Annotated in this window: 27 protein-coding genes; 19 read left to right on the forward strand and 8 right to left on the reverse strand. The window is 66.4% G+C overall.

Annotation, left to right across the window (positions count from 1 at the left end; translation table 11 throughout):
* Positions 1 to 443: 443 nt before the first annotated feature.
* The 12 genes from ACZ4FV_RS28920 to ACZ4FV_RS28975 all read left to right on the forward strand — a co-directional run bounded on the left by ACZ4FV_RS28920 (position 444) and on the right by ACZ4FV_RS28975 (position 12,614).
* Positions 444 to 1,223, forward strand: a complete 780-nt coding sequence (locus ACZ4FV_RS28920) for a peptidoglycan-binding protein (protein WP_465323622.1) — start codon at positions 444 to 446, stop codon at positions 1,221 to 1,223.
* Between the two features lie 30 nt (positions 1,224 to 1,253).
* Positions 1,254 to 1,436: a hypothetical protein gene (locus ACZ4FV_RS28925; protein WP_465323623.1), complete on the forward strand. Its 183-nt coding sequence runs from the start codon at positions 1,254 to 1,256 to the stop codon at positions 1,434 to 1,436.
* 140 nt (positions 1,437 to 1,576) lie between these two features.
* The gene (locus tag ACZ4FV_RS28930) at positions 1,577 to 3,226 is read left to right on the forward strand and encodes a hypothetical protein (RefSeq protein WP_465323624.1); all 1,650 of its coding nucleotides are present in this window, start codon (positions 1,577 to 1,579) and stop codon (positions 3,224 to 3,226) included.
* Positions 3,227 to 3,350: 124 nt separating this feature from the next.
* The gene (locus ACZ4FV_RS28935; RefSeq protein ID WP_465323625.1) at positions 3,351 to 4,187 is read left to right on the forward strand and encodes a hypothetical protein; all 837 of its coding nucleotides are present in this window, start codon (positions 3,351 to 3,353) and stop codon (positions 4,185 to 4,187) included.
* Between the two features lie 78 nt (positions 4,188 to 4,265).
* A complete protein-coding gene (locus ACZ4FV_RS28940; protein ID WP_465323626.1) occupies positions 4,266 to 4,967 on the forward strand; it encodes a recombination directionality factor in 702 nt (233 codons plus the stop codon).
* Positions 4,968 to 4,987: 20 nt separating this feature from the next.
* Entirely contained in the window at positions 4,988 to 5,845 is an 858-nt protein-coding gene (locus ACZ4FV_RS28945) for a DNA cytosine methyltransferase (RefSeq protein WP_465323647.1), read from the forward strand.
* Positions 5,842 to 6,006 (forward strand): hypothetical protein, encoded by a 165-nt coding sequence (locus ACZ4FV_RS28950; protein ID WP_465323627.1) that lies wholly within the window; start codon positions 5,842 to 5,844, stop codon positions 6,004 to 6,006. The genes ACZ4FV_RS28945 and ACZ4FV_RS28950 overlap by 4 nt, the downstream gene beginning before the upstream one ends.
* A gap of 218 nt (positions 6,007 to 6,224) precedes the next feature.
* A complete protein-coding gene (locus ACZ4FV_RS28955) occupies positions 6,225 to 6,500 on the forward strand; it encodes a hypothetical protein (protein WP_465323628.1) in 276 nt (91 codons plus the stop codon).
* 65 nt (positions 6,501 to 6,565) lie between these two features.
* The gene (locus ACZ4FV_RS28960) at positions 6,566 to 7,084 is read left to right on the forward strand and encodes a hypothetical protein (protein ID WP_465323629.1); all 519 of its coding nucleotides are present in this window, start codon (positions 6,566 to 6,568) and stop codon (positions 7,082 to 7,084) included.
* Positions 7,085 to 7,174: 90 nt separating this feature from the next.
* Positions 7,175 to 9,565: a phage/plasmid primase, P4 family gene (locus ACZ4FV_RS28965; protein ID WP_465323630.1), complete on the forward strand. Its 2,391-nt coding sequence runs from the start codon at positions 7,175 to 7,177 to the stop codon at positions 9,563 to 9,565.
* Between the two features lie 83 nt (positions 9,566 to 9,648).
* The gene (locus tag ACZ4FV_RS28970; RefSeq protein WP_465323648.1) at positions 9,649 to 11,463 is read left to right on the forward strand and encodes a DNA polymerase; all 1,815 of its coding nucleotides are present in this window, start codon (positions 9,649 to 9,651) and stop codon (positions 11,461 to 11,463) included.
* Positions 11,464 to 11,792: 329 nt separating this feature from the next.
* Positions 11,793 to 12,614 carry a hypothetical protein gene (locus ACZ4FV_RS28975; protein WP_465323631.1) on the forward strand — a complete coding sequence of 274 codons (822 nt, stop codon included), beginning with the start codon at positions 11,793 to 11,795 and terminating at the stop codon, positions 12,612 to 12,614.
* A gap of 1,887 nt (positions 12,615 to 14,501) precedes the next feature.
* On the opposite strand, the gene ACZ4FV_RS28980 is transcribed toward ACZ4FV_RS28975, so the two are convergent.
* The 4 genes from ACZ4FV_RS28980 to ACZ4FV_RS28995 form a co-directional block, all read right to left on the reverse strand.
* The gene (locus tag ACZ4FV_RS28980; protein WP_465323632.1) at positions 14,502 to 14,669 is read right to left on the reverse strand and encodes a hypothetical protein; all 168 of its coding nucleotides are present in this window, start codon (positions 14,667 to 14,669) and stop codon (positions 14,502 to 14,504) included.
* Between the two features lie 773 nt (positions 14,670 to 15,442).
* The gene (locus tag ACZ4FV_RS28985) at positions 15,443 to 15,649 is read right to left on the reverse strand and encodes a hypothetical protein (protein ID WP_465323633.1); all 207 of its coding nucleotides are present in this window, start codon (positions 15,647 to 15,649) and stop codon (positions 15,443 to 15,445) included.
* On the reverse strand, positions 15,646 to 15,849 hold the full coding sequence (locus ACZ4FV_RS28990) for a hypothetical protein (RefSeq protein WP_465323635.1): 204 nt from the start codon (positions 15,847 to 15,849) through the stop codon (positions 15,646 to 15,648). Before ACZ4FV_RS28990 ends, ACZ4FV_RS28985 begins: the two co-directional genes overlap by 4 nt.
* Positions 15,846 to 16,085, reverse strand: coding sequence for a hypothetical protein (locus ACZ4FV_RS28995; RefSeq protein WP_465323636.1), 240 nt, complete (start codon positions 16,083 to 16,085; stop codon positions 15,846 to 15,848). Before ACZ4FV_RS28995 ends, ACZ4FV_RS28990 begins: the two co-directional genes overlap by 4 nt.
* A gap of 161 nt (positions 16,086 to 16,246) precedes the next feature.
* Between ACZ4FV_RS28995 and ACZ4FV_RS29000 the strand changes: the two genes are divergently transcribed.
* Together ACZ4FV_RS29000 and ACZ4FV_RS29005 are read left to right on the forward strand one after the other, a co-directional pair.
* A complete protein-coding gene (locus ACZ4FV_RS29000) occupies positions 16,247 to 17,170 on the forward strand; it encodes a helix-turn-helix domain-containing protein (protein WP_465323637.1) in 924 nt (307 codons plus the stop codon).
* A complete protein-coding gene (locus ACZ4FV_RS29005; protein ID WP_465323638.1) occupies positions 17,130 to 17,249 on the forward strand; it encodes a DUF397 domain-containing protein in 120 nt (39 codons plus the stop codon). Before ACZ4FV_RS29000 ends, ACZ4FV_RS29005 begins: the two co-directional genes overlap by 41 nt.
* Positions 17,250 to 17,272: 23 nt before the next feature.
* Here the strand turns inward: ACZ4FV_RS29005 and ACZ4FV_RS29010 are convergent, their stop codons facing one another.
* A complete protein-coding gene (locus ACZ4FV_RS29010) occupies positions 17,273 to 17,557 on the reverse strand; it encodes a winged helix-turn-helix domain-containing protein (RefSeq protein WP_465323639.1) in 285 nt (94 codons plus the stop codon).
* A 271-nt stretch (positions 17,558 to 17,828) separates the two neighbouring features.
* On the opposite strand from ACZ4FV_RS29010, the gene ACZ4FV_RS29015 reads away from it, so the two are divergent.
* Positions 17,829 to 18,074: a hypothetical protein gene (locus tag ACZ4FV_RS29015; RefSeq protein ID WP_465323640.1), complete on the forward strand. Its 246-nt coding sequence runs from the start codon at positions 17,829 to 17,831 to the stop codon at positions 18,072 to 18,074.
* Positions 18,075 to 18,308: 234 nt separating this feature from the next.
* Here the strand turns inward: ACZ4FV_RS29015 and ACZ4FV_RS29020 are convergent, their stop codons facing one another.
* Together ACZ4FV_RS29020 and ACZ4FV_RS29025 are read right to left on the reverse strand one after the other, a co-directional pair.
* Complete coding sequence (locus ACZ4FV_RS29020) at positions 18,309 to 18,659, reverse strand: hypothetical protein (RefSeq protein WP_465323641.1); 351 nt, start codon at positions 18,657 to 18,659, stop codon at positions 18,309 to 18,311.
* A 79-nt stretch (positions 18,660 to 18,738) separates the two neighbouring features.
* Positions 18,739 to 19,500: an SDR family NAD(P)-dependent oxidoreductase gene (locus ACZ4FV_RS29025; RefSeq protein ID WP_395864293.1), complete on the reverse strand. Its 762-nt coding sequence runs from the start codon at positions 19,498 to 19,500 to the stop codon at positions 18,739 to 18,741.
* A gap of 214 nt (positions 19,501 to 19,714) precedes the next feature.
* On the opposite strand from ACZ4FV_RS29025, the gene ACZ4FV_RS29030 reads away from it, so the two are divergent.
* From ACZ4FV_RS29030 to ACZ4FV_RS29040, 3 genes are all read left to right on the forward strand, one after another.
* Entirely contained in the window at positions 19,715 to 20,221 is a 507-nt protein-coding gene (locus ACZ4FV_RS29030; RefSeq protein WP_395864291.1) for a MarR family winged helix-turn-helix transcriptional regulator, read from the forward strand.
* Positions 20,222 to 20,588: 367 nt separating this feature from the next.
* Positions 20,589 to 22,118, forward strand: a complete 1,530-nt coding sequence (locus ACZ4FV_RS29035) for a putative PEP-binding protein (RefSeq protein WP_402239285.1) — start codon at positions 20,589 to 20,591, stop codon at positions 22,116 to 22,118.
* 138 nt (positions 22,119 to 22,256) lie between these two features.
* Positions 22,257 to 22,835: a pyridoxamine 5'-phosphate oxidase family protein gene (locus tag ACZ4FV_RS29040; protein ID WP_395864287.1), complete on the forward strand. Its 579-nt coding sequence runs from the start codon at positions 22,257 to 22,259 to the stop codon at positions 22,833 to 22,835.
* Positions 22,836 to 22,887: 52 nt separating this feature from the next.
* Here the strand turns inward: ACZ4FV_RS29040 and ACZ4FV_RS29045 are convergent, their stop codons facing one another.
* Positions 22,888 to 23,181, reverse strand: coding sequence for a hypothetical protein (locus ACZ4FV_RS29045; RefSeq protein WP_465323642.1), 294 nt, complete (start codon positions 23,179 to 23,181; stop codon positions 22,888 to 22,890).
* Positions 23,182 to 23,779: 598 nt separating this feature from the next.
* On the opposite strand from ACZ4FV_RS29045, the gene ACZ4FV_RS29050 reads away from it, so the two are divergent.
* Entirely contained in the window at positions 23,780 to 24,967 is a 1,188-nt protein-coding gene (locus ACZ4FV_RS29050; protein WP_402239282.1) for a thiolase family protein, read from the forward strand.
* Positions 24,968 to 24,972 lie beyond the last annotated feature (5 nt).

Here is a 24,972-nt window from a genome sequence, read left to right on the forward strand (position 1 = left end):
GCGCCACGTTTGCGGTTGCCACAGACGCGCCGGCGGCGCCCGACGAGGACGACGAGGGGGAATAGATGGACTTGACTCGCTACCTCGTCAGCATCGAAATTGTGATCCCCGTTCTCGTGGCCGTGGCGGTTTCGCTGTCCCGATGGCAGGCCGGCATGCGTGCCTCATGGAAGGAAGAGGCCGAAGCACAATCGGCCAGGGCGGCGCGCCTTGAGGTACAGGTAGCCGAACTGAGCGAAGAGGTTCGACAGCTTCGGGCGCTCAACGCAGCGCTACAGGCGCAGCTAGCCGAACTACTGGACCGACCACGTTGGTCCTGGCTCACTCGATCCCAGGGGCGACCACCTACTAGGCACTAGTAGGTGACCTGCGATTCGCAAGGTACAGCCCTGAGCCCTACCGGTAGGCCGGTGGGGCTTTCTCATGCCCTAGGAGGGGTTAGCATGCAGTTCGTATCACGCGCCGATTGGGGAGCGCGGGCGCCGCGCAATGGCCACGCTCGTGTATCCAGCAATTCCGGCGTCAAGGTTCACTATCTTGGCACTCCCTACAGTGCCGGCGAGCACTCGACTTGCGCGCCGTACATGCGCCGCGTACAGGCGAGCCACATGGATGGCAACGGGTGGGCCGACTTCGCTTACAACCTGGCCGTCTGTGAGCACGGCTACGTGTTCGAGGGGCGAGGCCGCAACGCTCAGAACAGCGCCAACGGCAACACGACCCTAAACCGCGCGCATTTCGCGGTCCTGGCGTTCGTCGGCTCGTCCGGCCACACCGCACCGACCGATGCGCAGATTGCCGGAATCCGAGATGCCATTGCCTATCTGCGGGCCAACGGCGCGGGCAACGAAATCCGGGGACACCGGGACGGCTACAGCACGGATTGCCCTGGCGCGTCGCTGTACGCCCTGGTGCGGTCCGGAGGGCTTGAGCCTGGCGCCAGCAATGGCGGGAACCCTGGCAACGGCGGTAGCGGCCTTGAGCCGTTCCCGGGCGCCTCGTGGTTCAGCATCGGGCGGCGCTCCCCGATCATCACTGCCATGGGCAAGCGGCTCGTGGCGGAAGGATGCTCGGCCTACCAGGAAGGGCCCGGCCCCGTGCTGAGCCAGGCCGACATCAGTTCCTACCGACTGTGGCAGCGCAAGTGCGGCTACACCGGTAGCGATGCGGACGGCATCCCTGGCCCTACCTCGTGGGGCAAGCTACGCGTCCCCAAGTCGTGACGTGAACTACCCATCTACGAAAGGCACTTCATGAAGTTCACCGCCGTACGTCTCCATGCCATCGCTGCGGCCATCGTGGCGCTCGTCGCGCTGTATGTGACCAGCCTGCCCAGTGAGGCCGTGCTAGCCCTCGTGGCTGCCGTGCTTGGTACGGGTGAGGCCGCACAGCGCATAGAGGATCGCAAGACCAGCACCGCCGGCCAGGCCGAGTAGCAGACTGCCCCCACTTCGGTGGGGGCTTTTTGCATGGGTCACCTACTAGTGCCTAGTAGGTGGTTGTGCCGGGTGGCCAGGCCCGGCATAGTCGCTCTCGCAGGCACCGCAACGAGCGGGCCAGGGCAAGGGGGAGTGTCATGGACGCGATGTTCGAGGTTCTTCAAGTAACGGACGAGACAAGGAATCGCAAAGTGGCCCCCAAAGCCTTGACAGTTGCTGATATCCAGTTCCCGGGAGAAGTTACGGCGGGGCTCGTGGGTAAAGCCGCGACGCCTCATCTGTCCACCGTGTCGGATGTGACTCTTTGTGGTCGCTCTGTCAAGATGCATCTCGGACCGCTTTACACCCTCAAGCCCGACGCCGTTATCTGCGGGGCCTGCGGGCGCAAGGCCAACAAGCTCGGCCTCAACCTTCACAAGGAGACACTTACCGTGCCTAAGGGAAACAACTTCTACTCTGAGATTCGCCAGACCACTGACCGGCCCGAAGCGTTCGACGCTGCGATTCGCACCGAATTCGACTTGACGGAAGAGCAGTTCGCACCGGTCCTGCGCTCCAAGACGAATTCCGGCGGAGCCCTGGCTAAGGCCGTTGGCATGCCGACCGGGCGTGTTGAGTTGCTGGTCGGCGACGTACGCGACCGGCTCAAGGCCGCCGACGGGGCCGTAACCCTGGAATCCCTGGCGAATGCGGCTGCCACGATCGACGCTGCCCGCGAGCGATTCGAAGCACACCCGGAGAACAGTTACGCCCTGGCTCATGCCGACCTGTCGGAGTCGTCGCGAGAGAAGTTCCTTGAGTACCTGTCGGACGAGCACGAATCGGCCGACAACGTTGACTACCAGGGCCCTCTGTCGGCAGAGCGCAGCACGGAAGCCCTGGCCGAGAACGTTGGCTTTGGCGCGAGCGAAGTGCACGAGAACGTCTTGAACGTTTGGGAACCGCTCAAGCGCCAGGACATCCAAGAGGATGCGCCGCTTGAGGGTGTCATCCAAACGGCGTCCGAAGTGGCCGCCGAGACGCTGTCAGAGGACGAAGTCCAGAGTGCGTACGCTGCGGCGGATGCGTTCGTTGCGGGTGTCCAGCTTCAGCGGTCGTCCACTGAAACCGCGCGTGACATTGTGCGGGCGGGAATCGTCGCGCGCCTTCACATGCGGGATGGTGACAACAAGGTTGACATTCACGGGAAGTCGAACAAGGCCAAGCTTTGGAAGACGGCGCTTCTCGACTTCGCACGTGAGCGCCTTACCGGTACTGAGGACGAGGTACGCGACGCACTGAACACGTACAACAAGAGCCTTCAGAACCAGTCCAGGAACGTCCTGGTTGAGATGGTGCGCGCGCTGGACCTGGCGCCGGAACAACTGCCCGAAGCGTGGCGTGACGACATCAACGAATTCCGCACGGTCATGCTTGCGGAGGGCGTCATCAAGGACGGCTCGTCCCACGCTGCGGCTGTTACGGAAGCGTTCGCCATTCCGACCACTACCAAAGACGAGGTCGACAGGGAGAACCGCCGGAAGCGCTTGGAGCGCACGCGCCAGGCAAAGGAGACCGGCAAGACGGTTCAGCAGATTGCCGCCGAAGAGGGCGACATTGAGGCCGGCACGGCGGCTACCACTCTCAAGGCAATCAACAAGAAGATCTTGGCGTTCGGGCGAAACATCCCCGTCCTGACCGATGAGGAAATGCAGGAGTCCAACGAGGACCTTGACAACCTCGAAGAACTCATCCGCATGATGAAGAAGCAACTGAAGGCCGCACTGAAGGAGCGCGCCGGCAACTAGCCCCGCTCGACCTGGCCCCATCCTTCCGCAGCACTGGGAGGGTGGGGCTTTGTCATGCCCCGTCACGGGCTTTGGCGCCCCCTAGGAGAGGAGTAAGAGCGCCTACCCCTTGAGAGGTACCCCAATGTCCGAGCAAGTCCGTACGGTCCAGCGTGGCGGATCGCGTTGGTACGTGCACCCCACGACCGCCGACAAGCTTCCCGGCGTGACGTCGATCATCGGCATGCTGCCCAAGCCGTTCCTGACGTTCTGGGCAGCCCGCATGGCCGCAGAATGCGCCGTTGACAACCTGGCCGCAGTGACCAGTATCGCCAGTAGCGATCGCGCCGCCGCCATCGATTTCATCAAGAATGCAAGCCGGCGCTACACCAAGACCCGAAGCGATGTGGGGTCCGCCGCGCATGATCTGTTCGAGCGCATGATTCGCGGCGAACGCATTGGCCGTGTCAGCACGGACCTTGAGCCGTACCGTGCCGCATTCGCTGAGTTCCTGGATGTTGTCCGCCCTCGTCTGGTCATGGCGGAAGACGTCGTTTGGTCGGACGAGTACGGCTACGCGGGTTCGTTTGATGCCGTTCTCGAAATCCTCGTGGACGAGGCCGGCCGCCTCGACCTGGCCGCCGGTGAGCCCGCGCTCTTGATGGTGGACTGGAAAACCAGCCGCGCCATTTACCCGGAAGTGGCCCTGCAAATGGCCGCCTACGCGCACGCCGAATCCGTCATCGCTGCGGACGGCACAGTAAAGCCGATGCCGGCCGTGAGCGGCGCTGCCGTGCTGCATGTGACGCCGGACGGTTGGGACCTGCGACCGGTCCGAATCGATGAGGAGGTGTTCGCGGCCTTCCTGACGCTGCGGCGCGTCTTCACTTGGGACCGGGAGACGTCCAAGACCGTACTCGGCCGTTCCCTGGCCGCCGGCATGCGCCGCCTTGTTACGGGCACTGAGCGCCGCGCCCGTTAGGGCTCTGCCTCACTCGGTAGCAAGAGAAGGCAGACCACCTACTAGGCGCTAGTAGGTGCCACCAGATGAGGGAGATACATGGTTCGCATTTTCGAAACCGACCCGGACGCGATGCCAAAGGCGCGTGCGTCGTACGCCGATGAGGACGCGTTCAAATTCCGCTCGGGTCGCAAGGTCGGTACTCAGCCGGTATCGCTTTCCGAGTGGCGCGTGACCACGGGTGATCCGGCGGTTGCTGCGGCCATTGCTCAGCTCTACGGCGGCACTCCTAAGGAGTGGGAGACGAGCAAGGAAGACCACATCGAAATTCTGACGGATGCCGTCACGGCCCCCATTGTTCTTTCCGGGGCGGACGCCATTCGCAGCAAGATGGTTCTCTGGGGATTGCAGGGGCCCATCCACGAGTGCGACGGGGTTGACTTCCTGTCACCCGAAGAGGACTTCGGGAAGCCGTGTGGCTGCCCCCCGCTTCTGGCCGACCGCCAGGCATTGGCCCGCAGCAAGCGCGGACCGGCGCCGCACTCCACGGTCAAGTTCCACCTGGCGGACGACTACGCCCTAGGCATGGGCTCGTTCACTTCGACCTCTTGGGAATTGCTCAAGGTCGAACACGAGGTTATGAACGCTCTCGACGCCATCGACGGGGAAGCGCTCTGTGAGCTGTCCCTTGAACTGGTCGAGTACGTGACCAAAGCGGGCAAGGAAGTCTCCTACCGCAAGCCGGTGATCACCGTAATCAAGGCGTGGAACGACGCAATCAGCGACGAACCCCCGTACTGAGCAAGGGACTTGACGTGACCGTGCTCGAACTGTGCGCGGGGTATGGCGGGATGGGGATCGCGGTAGGGCGCCTGACTGGACAAGACGTTTCGTACGTCGCTGAGTCCATGCCGGCGCCCTCTCGCATCCTGGCCGCCAGGTACCCGCACGCGCCGAATATTGGCGACATCACAAAGGCCGATTGGCGGCCACTGGCAGGCAAGATCTCGACCATTACGGCCGGCTTCCCCTGCCAGGACATCTCATACAACGGACGGGGGTTGGGGCTTGACGGACCGCGTAGCGGAATCTGGCGACACGTCGTTGAGGCGATTCGCGTACTTCGACCGGCACTTGTGTTCTTGGAGAACGTCAGCGCCATACGGTCGCGAGGTTTGGCCGGAGTACTCCGGGACCTGGCCACGATGCGGTATGACGCACGATGGACGTGCATACGAGCGAGTGACGTCGGGGCAGCGCATCACCGTGACCGTTGGTTTTGCATTGCCTATCCGCAAGATCGGCCCCCTGTTGCCGACGATTACCGCTTCGGATGGGACGGGCGGGCCGGGCATGTCCACGGGTGGTCACCGGGGCCTGAATCTGCGTACGGCCCTCACTCGTCTGCCTGGCAGTGGGGGGAACATGCCGACGCCATCCGCCGACACGAATTGATGATTGGCCGGCCGGCGCCCGCAGCGACCGACACCGGACCACGAGGCGGAGTGAGGCAGACACCGGAATACGCCGAGTGGTTCATGGGCCTTCCGGGCGGATGGATCACGACCGTTGACGGCCTTACGCGTGGCGAGATGATTCGCGCCGCCGGCAACGGCGTAATGCCGCAACAGGCGTATGCCGGCTATGCGTCGCTCGTCGCGGGGGAGTGGTCGGTATGACCTTCAAGCCACATCTGAACCCCTTTCGTGAGGCGAGTGACGAGCACCTTGCCACTCCGCTTTGGCTGTTCTCGCCGCAATACCGAATGGAAGTCCTGTCCGCCCGACTCTGGCGTTTCGGGTGGGATTACAACGAGGGGGAATCCGATGGCTACCGCTGAAACGATCGAAGTGAAGCACCTTGTGTTGACCCTGGCCCCGGACGAGGCTGACACCCTCTCGGCGATCCTGTGTCTCGTCGGCGGATCCCCATACCAGTCCCCCCGCAGGCACACGCAAGCAATTCTCAAGGCACTCTCCGGGGCCGGTTACGACTGGCAGCATGCCCGCGCACGGGCAGAGGGCGGGATAAAGTTCCCCGATGACAAGGATGGTGTGAATGTCTAAGCGCGGAGTCGTCACCGACTACGCCGGCGAGGAACTGTATAAGGGTGACCTCGTCTCCTACGCGGCCAGGCAAGGCAATCGAGTGCGCCAGGCCGATGCTGTCATTCTGCGGGTAACCACGAGGCTCGAATACGGGCGCGTTCGCCCCATGCTGCTTGTCCAACCGACCGGCATCGAATCCGGATTCGCCAAGCGCCGCACCATGCGCCGGGTCTGGATTTCCGCCGAACACGTCCGGCTGCTTCGGCAAGCGGTCGCCAGTATCTAGCCGCGACATAGGGCCGATCATCCATTGCGGGTGGTCGGCCCTTTCGCATGCCCGGAAAGGGAAACATGGTCAACCGCAACAAGCAGATCGGGACCGATTGGGAAAGCGCGGTTCGGGACTACCTGAATGGCGCCCTGGCGCTCGTGGACGACAACGGGAAATGGATCGACTGGCGTAGCCCATGGAATGTCAAGCGGCCGGCTCAAGAGGGTAAGAACGACGTAGGCGACATTCACGCGCTGCCATTCATCCTTGAAGCAAAGAACGTCAAGACCATTTCCATTCCGGCCTATCTGCGCCAGGCCAGACGAGAGGCCGGACACGCCGGCTATCCGCTAGGCGTCGCTGTCGTCAAGACACGAGGCAAGAACGTACGGCGCGGCCTCGTCCATTTCGATATCCACATGTTCACGGCGGCGCGTCGTATGGCCGGCCTATCCACGCGCCAGACACGCGAGCGATACGCACTCACAGTGACGGCACGAGGGCGCGACTCGTCGCACTGGCGCGTGTCCATGGACCTTGAGACGTTCGCGGCCTTCCTGGCTGAAATCCGCCGACGCCTCGTCAATGACTCACAGTAGCCCGCGGCGGTACATACAGTAGCCAGCGGCCTCACTCTCCGTGATCCGGCTTTGGCCCTCTCAAGCCCTGGCAAGGAAGGGAGACACCCCATGGACACCACAGATCTACTCGCGCGCTTCCGCCAGGTGGCCGAAGAGCCGGACGGCGGATACCTGGCGCTGTGCCCGGCGCACTCCGACTCGCGTCCGTCGCTGCGGGTGTGGATCGGGGACGACCGCAAGGCGCGTTTGACGTGCCGTGCCGGATGCCAAACCGAAGCGGTCGTTCGTGCCGCCGGCCTCACCTGGCGCGACCTGTTCGACGTGACAGGCCAGGGCCCAACGGTCGCAAGCGGGCGCCCTGCGCTCGTCGGCATCGGGGCAACGGCGGCGCTCACCACGTACATCGACGCTCGCGCCCTGGCCCTCGTTGTCGACGGCAGCGACCTGGCCACCGCAGCGCGTGACTACCTCGTCAAGCGGTTCGGCCTGTCCATCGACATGGCCGCCGACCTGTCCATTGGTGTGGACCTGGCCGACGAGGACGAGCCGTTCCCGTACCTCTCGCGCTCGTACCGGGCGCACCCTCGCATTGTTGTTCCGCTGCTGGGATTCGATGCCGTGCCACGCGGTGCTCAGGGGCGGGACATCACGGGACTGTGCCCTCGTCGGTGGGTGTCGCTCACCAACCCTGAAGGCCACCGTTGGGCCTCGTACGGGGTTCTACGGGGCGACGGGGGATACGGAACCACCATCGTCACGGAAGGGCCGGGAGACGGCCTCACAGTGGCCGCTGTGGGCTATGACGCGGTTGTTGTGCGCGGCGCCTCGTTGGCGAACAACCCTGCCTTGATCGCTGAGCTTGCTGTTGGTCTTACGGGTCAACGCGTGTTGGTCGCGGGGGACCAGGACGAGGCCGGGCGTGCGTTCAGTGAGCGTCTGGCGGACGGCCTACGCGGGCACGGTCTTGACGTCGCTGCCCTCGTGATCCCGGATGAGGCGGAAGACCTCACGGCCTGGCGAGAGGGCGATCCTGCCGGCTTTCCCGATGCTCTCCGCAGCGCGATCAAGGCTACGCGCAAGGTTGCTCAGACGATTGACCTAGGTGTCGCCACGAGCGGCCAGGGTCAAAACGCTGCGCACATCCTTGTCGAGTTGATCAAGGAGTACGGCGAATCCGATGCAATGAACGCCCATGCTCTCGTCGCATGGTCGGAAGGTCGAATTCGTTATGCGCCAGGCCTTGGCTACCTCACTTGGGACGGCCGGGTATGGCAGCGCTCCGACACCCGAGTACGGCAGGAAATCCACCGCATGGGGGCGGCGCTCGTCCTGGCCGGCGAGAACCAGAAAGCACGCGGATTCACCATGTCCACACGCATTGACGCTCTGATGACTGAGCTTCGATCGGTACCCGGAGTCCTCACGGATGCAAGTGAATTCGACAATCGGCCCGACCTGTTGAGTTTTAGGAACGGTACGGTCAATCTCCGGACCGGGCACCTACGGGCGCACGAGGCCGGAGACCTATTGACGTACTGCCTTGACATCGACTACCGGCCCGATGCCCCTTGCGGCCGATGGACTGCTTTCCTGGCCGAAGTGTTCCCGACCAACGCGGACATGCCCGGCTATCTGCAACGGCTCATCGGCTACGGCATTACCGGCCACGTGTCGGAGCAGTGCTTTGCTGTCCTCTGGGGAAAGGGGGCGAACGGCAAATCGGTTTTCACCGACACTTTGACACACGTATTCCGACCGATCACCAAAACCACACCGTTCGCGACGTTCGAGGAACGGTCCGGCGGGGGCATTCCGAACGACGTGGCGGCGCTGCGATCCGCCCGGCTCGTCATGGCGTCGGAGGGTGAAAGCGGCAAGGCAATGGGGGAGGCCGTTCTCAAGCGGGTGACCGGAAAGGACATGATCGCTGCCAGGTTCCTGCACCGGGAATTCTTCGAGTTTCGGCCGTCATTCCTGCTGCTCTTGGCAACGAACCACAAGCCACGTTTCAAGTCTCAGGACGAGGGGCTTTGGCGGCGCGTCAAGTTGATCCCCTTCGCCCGATGGTTTGCGCCGGAAGAGCGAGACCACACCCTAGATGCCACCCTCCGCGTCGAAGCAGAGGGAATTGCGGCATGGGCAGTGCGCGGCGCCGCCGACTGGTTCCGGGAAGGCTTGCGCGACCCTACCGTCATCCTCCGGGCATCAAGGGAATATCGAGAGACGAGCGACCCTTTGGCCGGCTTCCTACCTGGCGTTCTCGAACGCTGCGGGGATGACCAGTACGTGACCGGCGCTGACGCGTTCAATGCGTATAGGGACTGGTGTGAAGCAGAGAACCTTCCCGCCAAAGAGATTTGGACGCGCCGCATGTTCTATGCGGCTATGGAAGAACGAGGCGTGACGAAGCACCGGCGTCCGGCTGGAATTGTCCTCATGGGCCTACGCGTCGGGTCTGGCCCTCTCGAATCAGGTGGACCCGGAATTTTCGGCACCTGACACCGTGACCACCTACTAGCGCCTAGTAGGTGGTCATGCGAGGGGGAACCTTGCGCACCTACGTACACACCCTGGCCGGCGACATGGTCACCGTGCGGGTACCCGAGACACGCACCGACCTAGACGCGTTCGCCCGATGGTGGATGCAAGCCGGTGGACGAGGGCCCGTGGCCGTCGACACGGAAACGACTGGCCTACAGATCTACTCGCCTGGCTACCGTCTGCGGACCGTGCAATTCGGGGATGCGCGCGACGCGTGGGTCATTCACTGGGAGAGGGGAGGGGGATTCCAGCGCGCCGCCGGGCATGCCCTAAGCAGTCTCCCGGAAATGCTCATTCACCACGCTGCCTTTGACTGGCTCGTGCTTGACAGGCACGCGGGTATCTCCCTTGAATCCCTCGCGCCGCGCACAATCGATACCAAAGTCCTGGCGGCGCTCATCGACCCCCGGAAGCCCCAAGAGAACGGCATCGGGACCGGCCTCAAGCCACTGAGCGCGCACTATATCGACCCCAATGCGCCGGATACACAAGAGGGCTTGACGGTGGTCTTTCGGTCCATGGGGCTGAACAAGGCAAATGGGTTCGCTCGCATCGACTTGGACGACCCCACCTACAACCTGTACGCCGGCCTTGACGTTCTTCTCACGGCTCGTCTGGCGCCCGTGCTGCGGGCGGAACTGCGCCGGCTAGGTGTACCGGATCGCCTCGTGCAATTCGAACACGCCATTGCCCGCGTGTGCGCACACATGCAACGCGCCGGCCTCGTGCTCGATCGCGACTACACACACCACCTTGACGAGCGCCTTGCCGACGAGGCCGACTCGTACGCCATGGCCGCCTCTCGATATGGCGTCCGCAGCGTCAACAGCACGGCTCAGATCAGCACCGCCCTGGCGGGCATGGGGGAGCGTCTGACGGCTCGTACGGCATCCGGTGCGCTGCGGGTGGACAAGACGGTTCTCCTCAGCCTGGCGGACCTTGACAGGGGATGGGAACGGCTCAACGTCCGCGCTCCGAATCCCCTGGCGGATGCTGTGCTGAGGAGCAAGCGGGCCGGCAAGTGGCGAACGACGTACGCGGCCACCTTCCTGGAAACGGTGGACGAGGTTGGCAGGGTGCACCCGTTCATTCACACCCTGGCCGCCAGGACCGGCCGCATGTCCATTACCGGCCCGGCCCTTCAGACGCTTCCCTCGTCAGATTGGGTGATCCGCCGCGCCCTTTTGGCCGACGAGGGACACGTCATGATCTCGACCGACTTCCAAGCGGTTGAAATGCGCGTCCTGGCCGCCCTGGCGGATGTCAAGAAGATGAAAGAGGCCATTGCCGCCGGCTTGGACCTTCATGCCTTTACGGCCGGCCTCGTCTACGGCGACGCATTCACGTACGGGCAGCGTGGCATTTGCAAGGGTGTCGGATTCGGCAAGATCTACGGCGGGGGAGCGGGCGCAGTAGCCGAGATGACCGGCGCACCCCTGGCCGACGTACAGCGCGCAATGAGCGCCTATGACCGCGTGTACCCGGAAATCAAGCGCGCGGCCAACCGGTGGCTCTGGGAAGCCAAAGACAACGGCAATGTATGCGTGTCGCCCACCGGCCGCCGCATGCCGCTCGACCGTGACCGGGGCTATGCCGTTGTCAACTACATGTGCCAGAGCGTTGCCCGCGACGCCTTGTGCCAAAGCCTCTTGGACATGGAATCGGCCGGGCTTCTGCCCTATCTCCGTCTGCCGATTCATGACGAGGTGCTTGTGTCCGCGCCGCAGCACGAGGCCGCCGACATTGCGCGGGAGGTCGCCAGGTGCATGACGTTCGATTTGTACGGCGTCCCCATTGAGGCCGACTCCGAAATTGGCGGTCGCTCATGGGGTTCCCTCTACGGGGCCGACTACTGATTACGGCAATGTCTCGAAAGCCGGTGAATGTCGACACGGCTCCGCCCTGCGGATGATCTAGCCGGCCACCTCTATATCGATGCCAACCGCCACATCGGACAAACGTCTTCATAGGTGAGTAACACCGTTGCCGCTGTCTGTGAGCAGTGCCACGGTCGATCTCACCTCGTAAGGCGGCGCCGCCGGACGAGTCCCGGATTGGGCATTCACGTGCCCTCGTCGTGACTCAGCCCGGCTAGCACAGCGCGCCGCCTCGTACACGCATGCCCATTTCCGGGTTTTGCCTCTCCCTATCCGCCGGGAGAGCAAACCTCCCGGAAGGCAAACCCGTGTACGTCACGCCTGAGCAAGTCCTTTCTGCCCAAACCGGCGACCTGGCCGCATGCGCCGCAGTCGTTGAGGCAACGGAACCGATTATCCAGAAGTTGGCCCGCAGCACAGCACAGCGCGTCGGACGAGGCGCCGGCCACGTCGCCACCCTGCAAGACGAATTCGAGGGAATCGGCCGACTCGCCGTGTGGGAATTGGTCGCCAAATTCGAGGGCATGACGGCCGGCGCGCAATTCACCACACTGATTCACCGCACCCTCGAAGGCGTCATGCTCGGCGCAATTCGAGACCTGATCGCGCCAGGCGTGGACCATGACGCACTCAAGGTGTTCGTTGCGTGCCTCAAGGCCGCCAACGGTGATCCCGCATTGGCCGTCAAGCTCTGCATGACCTACCCGGATGCCAAGCGCCGCCTAGGGGCCGACAGGGCCTTTGCCGCACGCCAGGCATGGGAAGGCACCGTTTCCCTTGATGCACCCGTCGGCGGCCAGGACGACGGCGGCGCCCTCACCACACTGGGCGACGTCCTTCGAGAAACGCATGACTTCGGTGTCCCCGCTGACCTCGTAACCAGCCAGGAACAAGGCGCGCTCGATCGAAAGGCACGGGCGACTTACGTCAACGTCACCTTGTCCACGCTGTCAAAGCTCAAGCGGAACATCCTCAAAGCCCGCAACGGATTCGACGGCTACCCGGATAATGTCGAGCCGCAGGATATCCCGCACATGTTCGGCATTTCGCAGGTAGAGGCTAATCGCGCCTATACGCGAGGATGCGCCGAATTCCGGGACATCTTCCCCATCGAAATTGCCTACGCATGATGCAGTGGCGCACTTGGGACGGCGGCACCATCACGGTGACTCGCCAGGGACGCATGCGGGAAATGCAGCTCATCACGCCGGACGGACGCACGATCGCGACTGTGCACCTGGCGGAACACGAGGCCGCAGAACTCATCCGAGCACTCATCCAACAACAGCGAGGGGTCTAAGCATGGCAACCATCCGAACTACCCACGAAACCAAGGGAGTTCTCGTCACCGACAACGGCGGGCGCGTCCTTGCCTGGCGCAACGATCAAGAGCCCGGCCTCATCAGTTTGGCCGTTCCGGGCGACCGAGCCAGGCTTACCGGAACAGAGGCGCGTGCCCTGGCCCGATGGCTCGTGGAAGTGGCCGAACAGGGCTCACCGGGTGCGAGTCGCAATGCTCCTCACCTGGCCGCCGGCGGATCGCTATTCGGCCGGTAAGGCTTGCCTGACGGATGCCTAGCAGTTGTGCAGGCGTACTATGCCCCCGCTTCGGCGGGGGCTTTCTGCTTTCCCGACTCGTTAATAAGTGGACTTCGGTCTTCCGCCTAACGATCGTTTGGCCTACTCTCTGTGGTCCGTCGTTTGCAGGGGGCGAACGAAATGCGCTGCCATGTGTCGTACACATGTGCGAACGTGGCCTGATGTACCAGAGGGTGGGAGTCCTGAGCGAACCAACTGTGCGGTTTGATACGCGTGTGTTGGCTACAAGCCGAAGCACGCAGTGGGTTGCACCGGCACTCGTCGCCGGCGTTGAGTTGAAACAAGATCACGCTGTCTATGCCGATGATCTCCGGGACTGCCACGAACTTGAGCGAGCACTGCTCATCTACGGCGCGATGATTGGTCGGATCATCCCCGAACGCACGTGCCCGGGAATTCGTTTGTCGGCCACGGCCATTGCATCCGGCGTCGCGGTTGGCATGGTCACCTGGCGACGTCACGGGGCAAACACCGGCCGGCCGGAACTGCTGCTTGCCTGCGGATGCGATGCCGCATCGCGCGCACGAGCTGCTGTCTGTCTGAGCTATGCCGAGTGGGTCTACCCCGCTTCGTGGGGCATGACCGACGAGGGCCAGGCCGCCGACGAGGCAATAGCAAGACAGCCTCACGCCGGCGGGTACTGGCCTCAGCCTCTCAGAGTCGGATCCCTCCGGTACCTGCGTAGCCTCAGCACCGGACTAGGCGCCGCCGCACAGTGGGTCACCAAGTAGAGACGTGACTCAGCCCCGACTCGGAAGGGAGACCGGGTCGGGGCTGAGGTACTACGGGCGTGGCTCTGGGATTGCCGACGAGCGGAACCAACATCCCGAACATGTGTGGGACGTCTCGCTGGCACTGACCCACCGGTGCGGTGTGCCGTCCGTGTGTTCGTACGAGTTCTTCCACACCTTCCGGAATACGGGACTGCTACTCAGCGACGGACGACCGTTTCTTGCACTTGCCGCAGACCCATGATCCGGATCCGGTGGCGGTCTCTTCCCAGTCATGCGTCCCACCTTTCGGGCACGGCTGATCTCCCATATCAACACCTCCTCATTACCTTGTCACAACTGTGGGCAATTCCCCAGGAACGCAGCGAACTTGCGTCTAGGGGAAGACTCGAATCCCGCCGTATTGCTGCGGGGCAATCGCGCCAGGGGGCGACGGGAACGGGCGCAGGTGCTTGGGCCGTGCCCCGTCCTGCGGATACCAGATCCCGTCATCGGCCACGACGTCCGCCAGGGCGACAGTCCACGCCGGCCGCTCCAGGTCAAACGGCTGAACCGTGAGTTGCCCGGCGTCCGTGTCGACAGCGGTAATCACGCCAGGTGGACAATCCCCCCGCTGATCATCCTGGCCGTGCTGGACTCTGTCTCCGACAACGTGACGGGAGCGGACTGCGTCGTCATCGGCCACGATCAGCCCTCCGACCGGACAGTCACCACGATGCCATCCGGGCAGTAGTAGCGGCGCTGCGCGGGCACCCTGGGCGGTGTGGCCGCCTCGTCGCCCTGGCCCTCGTCGGTGGCCTCGTCCTGGCGCTCGTCCTGGCGGCGCGTCCGCTTGAGGCCCACACCGATGATCACGTCTGTTCCTGGCGGATACGGGGCAGTCATGTCAGCCCCTCGCCGGAGCAAACGCACGCCAACCGGGGTCGGCCTTGTCCTGGCACGCACCCGGTGAGAACCCAACTCCTAAGGAGTCCAGTGGACGCCTTCCCGTGCGCCTGCCCTCAAGCGCGCCGGCGGGGATCACCGGAGTAGGGGGGATGTTCAAGCACTCCCTCAAGGCGTCGCGCATATCAATACGGTCGGTGTCCGCTTCGATGTCCGCCATCGGGACAGTCCACGTCCGCAGGCGCGTCACGTGGGGCTGTACCGTCCCGGCGTCGCCCTCAACACTGACGAGCACACCCGGCGGGTACGCGTCGCGGTGAGTCCAGTCCTGGCGGTGCATTACGAAGTCTCCAGGCGTGGGCACCGTGGCGTTACCCTCCGATACCGCGGCGCCCGGTCTGGCCGGTACCTTTTTCACGAGGTGACCTCTCATCTCGATAGGGCTCAGGAACCGGCGGATCACTGCCAGGCGAGCGCCGGTTCCTGGGCGGTATGTGGGCCTAGTAGTCGCCGGCCTCTACCGTGGTGCCGCAACGGGAGCACGTAGCGGTGCCGCCCGAAACGGTGCCTGGCGAGTGTGAGCCGTGCTGCTTAAGGCACTGCTCCGGCGTCATGTTTGCCATGTCGTCCTCTGTGATTGATGTGATGGGGCGGACTCTCCCTGCCGACCGGACCATGGGAAGGCAGGGAGAACTAGCGCCGCGCCGCCGGCCACGACCAAATGAACGCAGCGGCACGGCAGATCAGGGACGTCGGGGCGGCTTCACACCGACAAGCGTCTGTTCGCCACAATCACGACAGGTCTTGCGATCCACGCCATCAGGCAGCCGCTCGACCCGTTCCGCCCACCAATGCCCGCCATCGATTCGGACGCATGCGGCCGGTGAAACGCGGTACAGGGTTCCGTCTGCCTTGCTGCGGCGCTCCGTGCGCGGGCGGTTGTCGATCATGCGGCATCCTCCGGCGGCTTGACCTGACGCACGCTGCCGGACGGCATCGCCCACATCGCGGTTCCGTCGAACGGCAACACGGTGAGCTTCTGGCCATCGTCGGGAAGTGCCTGCGCCATGAGGATCTGCCCGGGGTGGCGCACTGCGCGGTGTGCCTCGTCCGCCGGCTCGACGTAGTCACCCACGCGGTACGTACTCATGGCGTGGACAAGGACGAGGCCGCCTCGTCGCCCTGGCGCTCGTCAACAACGGCCAGGCGCTCGAACGGAATGCGAAACTCCATGCTGCCCAGCAGCGCCACGACGTGCCGACGCTCGACCCGGTAGAGCGTGCCCACACATCCGCTGCGGACGTCCTTCACCTGTACCTCGTCCGACTTCGTCAGGCGCCGGCGCATCTCGGCTTCTGTGGGCGGGGGTTGGCTCGTCACGGTCATGGGCATGCCTGTACCTCTCGCGCTGCGGTGGGTAGGTATCCGGCCACTCTGCGGACACGAACTGTCTATCCCAGGATCAACCCGTCGCCGTACGATTCGGCCAGGCAGGAACCTGATTTGCGCAGCTATCAGGAATAGATGATCTTGAGGGATTAAACGACTTGGCCGAAGCGATCGATCCAACGAAGTCGTCTGCAAATCTGTTCGCAACGCGAGTAACGAAGCTGCGCAAACAGCGCGGACTGACACAGGCCCAGCTAGCCGACCTGATCCACGTACACGACACCCGTATCACCCAAATCGAACGGCGCACAGGAAGCCCGCCCACATGGGATCAAGCGTGCCGCCTAGACGCTGCGCTTGAGGCCGATGAACTGCTGATCGATCTATGGAAAGCGATTCAGCGGGAACGTGTACCGGACTACGTCCGGGCGTACATGGACCGGGAACTCACTGCCACCGCGCTTCGTTTTTACACTGCGCAGATTGTTCCTGGGCTGCTTCAGACGGAGGGGTACGCCCGTGCGACTCTGCGACTCGGGCAGAAGCTCACGAGCGAAGACGAGCTACATGAACGAATCGCGCGCCGATTGGACCGCCAGGTACGCATCCTGAGCGGCAGCCATCCGCCCCATATACGAGTCATCTTGGACGAGGCAGTCCTAGCCCGCAGCGCAGGCAGTCCGATGGTGATGCGCGATCAAATGGCGCGGCTGTTGGAAGCAGGGAGCACGGGGGTTGCAGAGATCCAAATCTTGCCGTTCAGGGTTGGTGAACACGCGGCCATGGGCGGATCACTGACACTCATGCAGATGCCAGACGGCACCAAGTCCGCCTATACCGAAGGCGCGTTCGATGGGCGACTCTGGGAGGGGTCGGAGGAGGTCACGAGTCTTGGCTTAACCTTCGAGCACCTGCGGGCTGCGGCTCTGTCGTCTCGCGAGTCTGCCGTCATGATCAAAAACGCCATGAAAGGTACCCACCGTGATCCCCTTCACCGGTTGGCGAAAGTCCAGCTACAGCAACCAACAGGGCGCGGAATGCGTGGAAGTCGCTACGTCCCAAGACGTCGTCCCCGTGCGTGACTCCAAAGACCCGAGCGTCGGCCACCTCGTGATTGGTGCGGCCTCGTGGGAAGCCCTCACGGCAGCGCTGCGCGGCTAGCTCAACGAGTCTGCCCCGTCCGGTCATTCGTGGCCTGGCGGGGCTTCTTGCTGTCCGGGGTCGGCCTCGTCCTGGCGGTGGGCCACGAAGCGCCCGCGCCCTGGCCGGACTACAAGAAGCCCGCGCGCACCCAGTACGTCAAGCGCCCGCCGGACGGTTTCCCGGGCAACGCCGTACTCGGCAGCAAGGACACGCTCGCTCGGCATCCGCGCACCTGGCGCCATGCCCGAAATGACGTCGGCCAAGCGGTCGGCCACCTGCTCAAAGGGGAAGTCGATCGAGTCGCGATCGATCGGGGTTTCGGGCATCCCCGAACTGTAGACAACCCGCCCAGGCCAGGGCATTAGCCAGACCTCAACGGACCGACCTAGACCAGCATGGACCGCCCGGCATACAGTGGGTGGCTCAACTAAATGAAGGTGCCCGGCGACCGTTCCACCGGTCCCGGGCTTTGGCCGAAAGCTTGGGAGAGCGATCGACATGACCAATGCTATTGCCTGCCTACTCGCATGGTGCGCCCGGATGCTGGTCCCCTCGCGCGGACGGCACCCTAAGCCGGCACCCGTAATCACCATCCCCGTGAGCATCCCTGCCATTGCCCGGGATTGGCAGCCCAAGACGCTGCGGCGCCGGGACGAAGTCACCCCCGACGAGGGCGCGTTCATCCGGCCGTTCATGATCGCTGCGGAGGAACGCCGGCGCCTCGTGGCCGAAGAGGAGGAGCGGCACCAACAGGCCGAGCGCCGCCGGATCCTGGCGGAAGCCATCGGGGCACCGGTCAACGACTGGACCGTTGCAGCACGCGCCGCAGGAATCGCAGCATGAGCGCCGGCCCGACACGCCTGTACCGGTGCATCCGCTGTGGCACCCTCACGGCCGGCCCGGTGCGCATCGGCCATGTGGAGACCTCAAGCGGGCCAGGACACACCCTGTATGCCTGCCAGGACTGCTACGGGCCCGTGGCGCACCTGATAGCCCCGCTGTCCACGCAAGCCCCGTAGACCCGCTCGCAGCCCCGTCAGGCGTCTGACCTGGCGGGGCACCCTTAGACCCTTCGAGTTAGCAGGGTGGCCGACTTCCCTCGATCATCGATCCGAAGAACTCGCCGAACCCCGGTGGGAAGTCGGGGATGTGGGTCGCGCCGCGGCTCGAGCAGAAGTCCTCCGGGCGGCGGGTCGCCTCCGCGACGTCCGCGTGTCGGGTCAGTGCCCAGAAGCCGGGGCCGGGCTCCAGCGGGCTCTCCGGTTCCGGGTAGTACGGCATCGGCCACGAGTCGCGCAGCCGCGCGAAGCCCGCCTCGCGGTCCGCCAACGGGCCCGACCAGAAGTCCAGATCGGCGAGCGGGACCTCGGTGGGCCAGGTCCTGGGGTTGGGGTCGGTCGTGCTCGGTCCAGCCGCCTCGGCTGCCATGCCGTCACTCCGATCACGCGTTGTTACTCGCGGGTTCGGATATCAGTGCAGCACACATGCGTCCGCCGATCCAGGGCTCTCAGGTGGTGATCGCGCCGCCGTTCACCTGGATCGTCTGGCCGGTGATCCACGCGGCCTCGTCCGAGGCGAGGAAGACGCAGGCCGCGCCCGCGTCCTCGGGGGTGCCCAGCCGGCCCACCGGGATGTGTGCGGCCTGGTCGGCGGTGTGCGCGAGTTCGCGGCCGCTGGGGCGGGGGTCCATCAGGCCCAGCGCGATGGTGTTGGCGGTGACGCCGTCGCGCGCGCTCTCCATCGCGAGGTGACGCATGAACGCGATGGCGCCGCCCTTCGCGGCCCCGTACAGCGAGATGCCGAATTTCTGCCCGCTCACGCCGGCGGCGGAGGCGATGGTGATCACCCGGCCGAAGCGGCGTGCGCACATCCCGTCCAGTACCGCCTTGGTGCAGGCCATCACGCCGAACAGGTTGACGTCGGCGAAGCGTTGCCAGTCCTCGGGCACGCTTCGGCGGAACACGGTCGGGCGGAAGCCCTCGGCGCCGCCGTTGCCCGCGTTGTTGACCAGGATGTCGATCGGCGCGACCGCCCGCTCGAAGGCCCGCACGGCGGCGAGCGCGGCCCGGGCGTCGGTCACGTCGAACACCGCGGCGAAGGCGCGACCGTCGGCGGCCCGGATCGTCTCCGCGGTGTGCTCGGCGCGCTCGGCGTCCAGGTCGTTCACCGCGACGATCGCACCCTGTGCGGCGAGCAGACGGGCGATGCCCGCGCCGACGCCTTGGCCCGCGCCGGTGACCAGTGCCGTCCTGCCGTCGAGTGCGAACACGCTGGTCCCCCGGGGTGGTCGATGGGCTCGACGGCGGCGGGTGCTCGCGGCGTCGATCTTGCCGCGCGCAGCCAACCACCGGCCCCTACACGTGTCAATGCTGGACTCCATCAATTACCTTCTGTGAGGTCGGGGTGCGCACCTAGACTGTGGAACGCCCGCCTCCGCCATACGAAACCGTATGGCGTTGTTCCCCTCCTGGAGGACTCGTCCAGTGCCCCCGTCAGCCGAGTCGCCCACTCCTCCGGAACGACACGAGTCGCGGCACCACGTCCAGACCGCGCTGGAACGCCTGATCCGGCTCCAGCAGAGCCGCCGCGTGCACGGCGAACTGACCAGTGCCTCGCGCGCGCAGGTCTCCCAGCCCGCGGTGGTGTTGTTGACCCGGTTGCAGGCGGGCGGCGGCGGGCTGGCGATCGGCGACCTGGCCAAACTGGCCCGGATGGACATGTCCTTGGTCAGCCGGGAGCTGCGCAAGCTGGAGGCGGACGAGCTGGTCACCCGTACCACCGACGCGCGCGACGGTCGGATCACCCGGGTCGGGCTCACCCCCAAGGGGCGCGGTGTGGTGCGTCGGCTCCGTCGGGTGCGCGACCGGCACTTCGAGGAGGCGCTGTCCGGCTGGACGGACGAGGATCTCGCCACGCTCGGTACGCTGATGGGCCGCTTCGTCGACGACCTCTCCGCCGTTCGCTTCCGCGAGGCGGACGAGCCCGGCTGAGGTCGGCCGAACCCGACCGAGCCGCGAGCCGACTCCCGGCCGGGCTCGACCGGGCGGACGAGCTCGGTGCACGAGCCCGGGTCGGGCCGTGTCGACCGAGCCGCGAGCCGACTCCCGGAGCGCTTCCCCCACTTCCCCTGCCGCATGTCCCACCGTCCCCATCCGCCCCCTTTGTGCGCGACTCGGCTGGACACGGTCCGCGCGTCCAGCAGACTGTGACGGGAGACCGGGCGGTTGTCTTTCGTCGGGTCGAACTCGCGTGCCCACAAGCGCGCGTGCCGACGTGCGGCGGGTTGGACGAAGAGGGAAGAAGGGGACGCACCGTGGGAGAGCTGCACTGGGCCGGCCACGACCGCGCGGGCGTCGCGTGAGCGTGGTACTTCGCGGCACGGGAGCCGCGCCCGGTTCGGCGGTCGGCCGCCTCGTGCCGGCACGTGTCGCGGGATCGGGCGGCGCGGTCGCCCCCGCCGCGCCGACCGGCATCCCGGAGGCGCTGGACACCGTGGCCCGGCACATGGACGACCTGGCCGGGGCGTTGCGGACCCGAGGGCGGTCGGCGGAGGCCGACATCGTCGAGTTCGCCGCGTTGATCGCGCGCGACCGGGAACTGCGCGACGGCGCTGCCCGACACCTCGCGGCGGGCCTGGCGCCGATCGACGCGCTGGCCGAGGCCGTGCGCGAGTTCGCGGACCTGGTGGCCGGCTTCGACGACGAACTGCTCGCCGAGCGCGCGGTGGACGTGCGCGACGTGGGTCGTCAGGCCGAGGCGCTGCTGCGTGGCGAGGACCCCACGAGCGGGCAACTCCCGGGCGGGGCACCGGCGGTGCTGGTCGGCGCGGAACTGGCCGCGTTGGACCTGCTGCGCGGCGCCCGACCGGCCGCGGCAATCTCCGAGCGTGGCGGGCAGACCGGGCATCTGGCCATCGTGGCTCGCTCGTTGGGGATTCCGCTGGTGCTCGGCATCCCGATCGCGGCGCTGGCCGAGCTCGCCGAGGACCTGATCCTGGTGGACGGTGAGGCGGGCACGGTCGAGGCCAACGCCGGTGCGCGGGTGCGGACGATCCCGGCACAACGGCGGGTGCCCGGGGGCGGTGCCGGCCAGGCGATGACCCGGGACGGGCGGCGGATCCGGGTGCGGGCGAACGTCGCGACCGTTACCGACGCGATCGCGGCGGTCGAGGCGGGCTCCGAGGGGGTGGGCCTGCTGCGTACCGAACTCCCTTTCCTGGCCGAGGAGTCCGGCTGGCCCGACGAGGAGCGGCACGTGGCGATGTTGACGCCGGTGCTGGCCTCGGTGCCGCCGGGGCCGGTGGTGGTGCGCACCCTCGACTTCACCGGCGACAAGCGGCCGCCGTTCCTGCACGACCGGCGGATCACCCTGCCCGGACCGGACGCGCTGACCGCGCAGTTGCGCGGGATCATGCGCGCGGCGGCGGATACCGGTGTCGAGGTCGCGCTGCTGTTGCCGATGGTCGATCACCCGCGGCGGATCAAGCACGTCCGGGGTCTGCTCGCCGACGCGTGCGCGTACCTGGGCCTCGCGCCGCCGCCGCTGGGCGCGATGGTGGAACTGCCGCAGGTGCTCGCCCAAGTGGACGATCTCGCCGAGCACGCCGACTTCCTGGCCCTGGGCACCAACGACCTGACCTCGCGGCTGCTCGGGCTGAGCCGGGACGACCCGCGCCTGACGCCGGCCTCGGCGGCCGATCCGACGGTGCTGGACGCGATCGCGCAGACCATCCGGGCGGGGCACGCGCGCGGTCGCGCGGTCTCGCTGTGTGGGGACGCGGCGGCGGATCCGGCGGTGCTGCCGCATCTGGTCCGGCTCGGTTGCGACGCGGTCTCGGTGGCACCGACCGCGCTGGCGCGGGTGCGGGCGGCGGTGCGGGCGTGCTGACGCGCCGACGCACCGACGTGCGGGCCGGCGGGCGGGAGGCGGCCGATGTTATCCGAGGAGTGGGATCCGATCGTCCACGGACCGAGACGATCGGATGACGCGATGGGGTCGATCGGGGTCGGCTCGGATAATGCGGACATGGGAAAGACATATACGCGGATAGAAGACCGCCTGCGGAAGTTCATCGAGGCGCAGCCGGTCTTCTTCGTGGCGAGCGCGCCACTCGCCGAGGACGGGCACGTGAACGTGTCACCCAAGGGCCGCGCCGGCACGCTCGCCGTGCTCGACGAACGCACCGTGGCCTATCTGGACTTCGGCGGCAGCCATGCGGAGACCATCGCGCACCTGCGGGAGAACGGCCGGATCACGCTGATGTGGTGCGCGTTCGAGGGGCCGCCGAAGATCGTCCGGGTGCACGGGGTGGGCGAGGCGGTCTTCCGGGACGACCCGCGCTTCGCCGATCTGGTGGCCCGGTTCGGCGACGCGGACGCGGCCGGACTGCGCGCGGTGGTGGTCGTGCGGGCGAATCTGGTCAGCGACACCTGCGGCTACGCCGTCCCGTTCATGGACTACCGCGAGGAGCGGACGCTGCACGACGAGTTCATGTCCCGCAAGACCGACGAGGAGTTCGTCGAGTACACCGCCGGCAAGCCGTACAACGTGGCGAGCATCGACGGCCTGCCCGCCGTACCGCTTCCGATGCCACTGCGCGGCTAGGGCGATCGGCCGCGGCCGGCGGTCGCGCCGCGGCGGTCGCGCCCGGCCGGGTTCAGCCGGGGTAGGGGCCGCCCGGCTGCGGCGGCGGGCCGGCCGGGTACGGGTTCGGTGCCTGGCCCGGGTACCCGACCGGCGGGGCCATGGGGGCCTGCGGCGCCTGCCCCGGGTACTGGTGCTGCTGCGGCGCGTACTGCGGGGGCACCTGGGCGCCGTACACCTGCTGGGGCGCCCCGGAGGCCGCGTACGCGTCGGTGAGGAAGCGGAAGATCCACTCGCCCTCGGTGCGCCACGGACGCGGGAAGTTGAGCTTGGCGGGCTTGTCCTTGCCGGGAAACAGGAAGAACATCCGGCTCCAAGGTCGTGTTGATCTTCAGGTCGGAGAGCAGCGCGCCGGCCTGCGCGTGGGTCAGTGCGTAGGCGAGTTCCTTGGGGCGGCTGGACAGCGCGCTCGCGCGGTGGAACATCACGCCCTGCCGGGTGACGGTGAGGAAGTAGTAGTCGGACATCGACGCCCCGATCAGCGCGCCGATCGCACCGAAGAGCGCGAACAACATCGGGTTCGGGCCGCGCACCACGAACATCGTGGAGAGTGGTTGGTCGCCCGGATTGGCCGCGGCCACCGCTTCCGCGATCTGTCCCTGCATCGTCGCCTTGCGGACCGCCATGCGCGTTACCTCTCCCCGTAGGGCCGCCGCCGCCGACGCGACGGGGCGATCAGAGGTTAGCGGCGCGGCCCCGGCACGGTGGTCGCGGGCGGGCAAAGAATCCCGCACCCGGGCCGGCGCGGAATCCGACACGAGAGCGGGCTGGGCCGAGACCGGGGGAGACCGGGCGCGATCCGGACCGCCGGCTTCCGGTGAGCGGAAGACGACCGGCGTCCGACCCGGCCCGACCGGGCACCTTGTGCGGTAGGACATCGCAGCCGCCGCCACAGGGGAGACCGGATGAACGGGCTCAGGGACGTCTATCTCGTGGACGCCGTACGAACGCCGATCGGGCGCTACGGCGGCGCGCTCGCCGGGGTGCGGCCGGACGACCTGGCCGCGACCGTGCTGCGCGCACTGGTCGACCGCTCGCCCGGACTGGACCCCGCGCGGATCGACGACGTCGTGTTCGGCGCCGCCAACGGGGCCGGCGAGGACAACCGGGACGTGGCGCGGATGGCTGTGCTGCTGGCCGGGCTGCCCACCTCGGTGCCCGGCGTGACGGTCAACCGGCTGTGCGGATCCGGCCTGGAGGCGGTGATCCAGGCCGCGCGCGCCGTCGCGGTCGGCGACGCGTCCATCGTGCTCGCGGGCGGGGTCGAGTCGATGTCGCGCGCGCCGTGGGTGCTGGCCAAGCCGGGCAAGGGCTATCCGGCCGGCCACGAGACGCTGCACTCGACCACGCTCGGCTGGCGGCTGGTCAACCCGAGGATGCCCGCCGAGTGGACCGTCGGCCTCGGCGAGGCCACCGAGGGACTCGCCGCGAAGTACGGGGTGACCCGACAGGCGCAGGACGCCTACGCGGCCGCGTCGCACGCCCGGGCCGACGCCGCGTGGACGGCCGGCGCGTTCGCCGACGAGGTGGTGCCGGTCGCCGGCGTCGAACTCTCCCGGGACGAGTCGATCAGGCCCGGCAGCACGCCCGAGGTGCTGGCGACGTTGAAGCCGTCGTTCCGACCGGACGGCACGATCACCGCCGGCAACGCCTCACCGCTCAACGACGGCGCCGCCGCGGTCCTGGTCACCGACGCGGCGGGTCTGCGCGAACTCGGCCGCGAACCGCTGGCCCGGATCACCGCGAGCGGTGTGCACGCCGTCGAACCGCAGTACTTCGGCATCGGCCCGGTCGAGGCCGGCCGCCGCGCGCTGGCCAAGGTCGGTCGCGGCTTCGCCGACCTGGACGTGCTCGAACTCAACGAGGCGTTCGCCGCCCAGGCGCTGGCCTGCCTGGGCGAATGGGCCGACCTGGACCCGGCCTCGATCAACCCGCTCGGCGGCGCGCTCGCCCTCGGCCACCCGCTCGGCGCGTCCGGTGCCAGGGTGCTGGGCACGCTCGCCCACCAACTGCACCGGCGCGGCGCCGGCTTCGGGATGGCCGCGCTGTGCATCGGCGTCGGCCAGGGCCTCGCCGTCACGCTGGAGAAGTGAGGACC

The organism is Embleya sp. NPDC025285 (genome assembly GCF_055558835.1).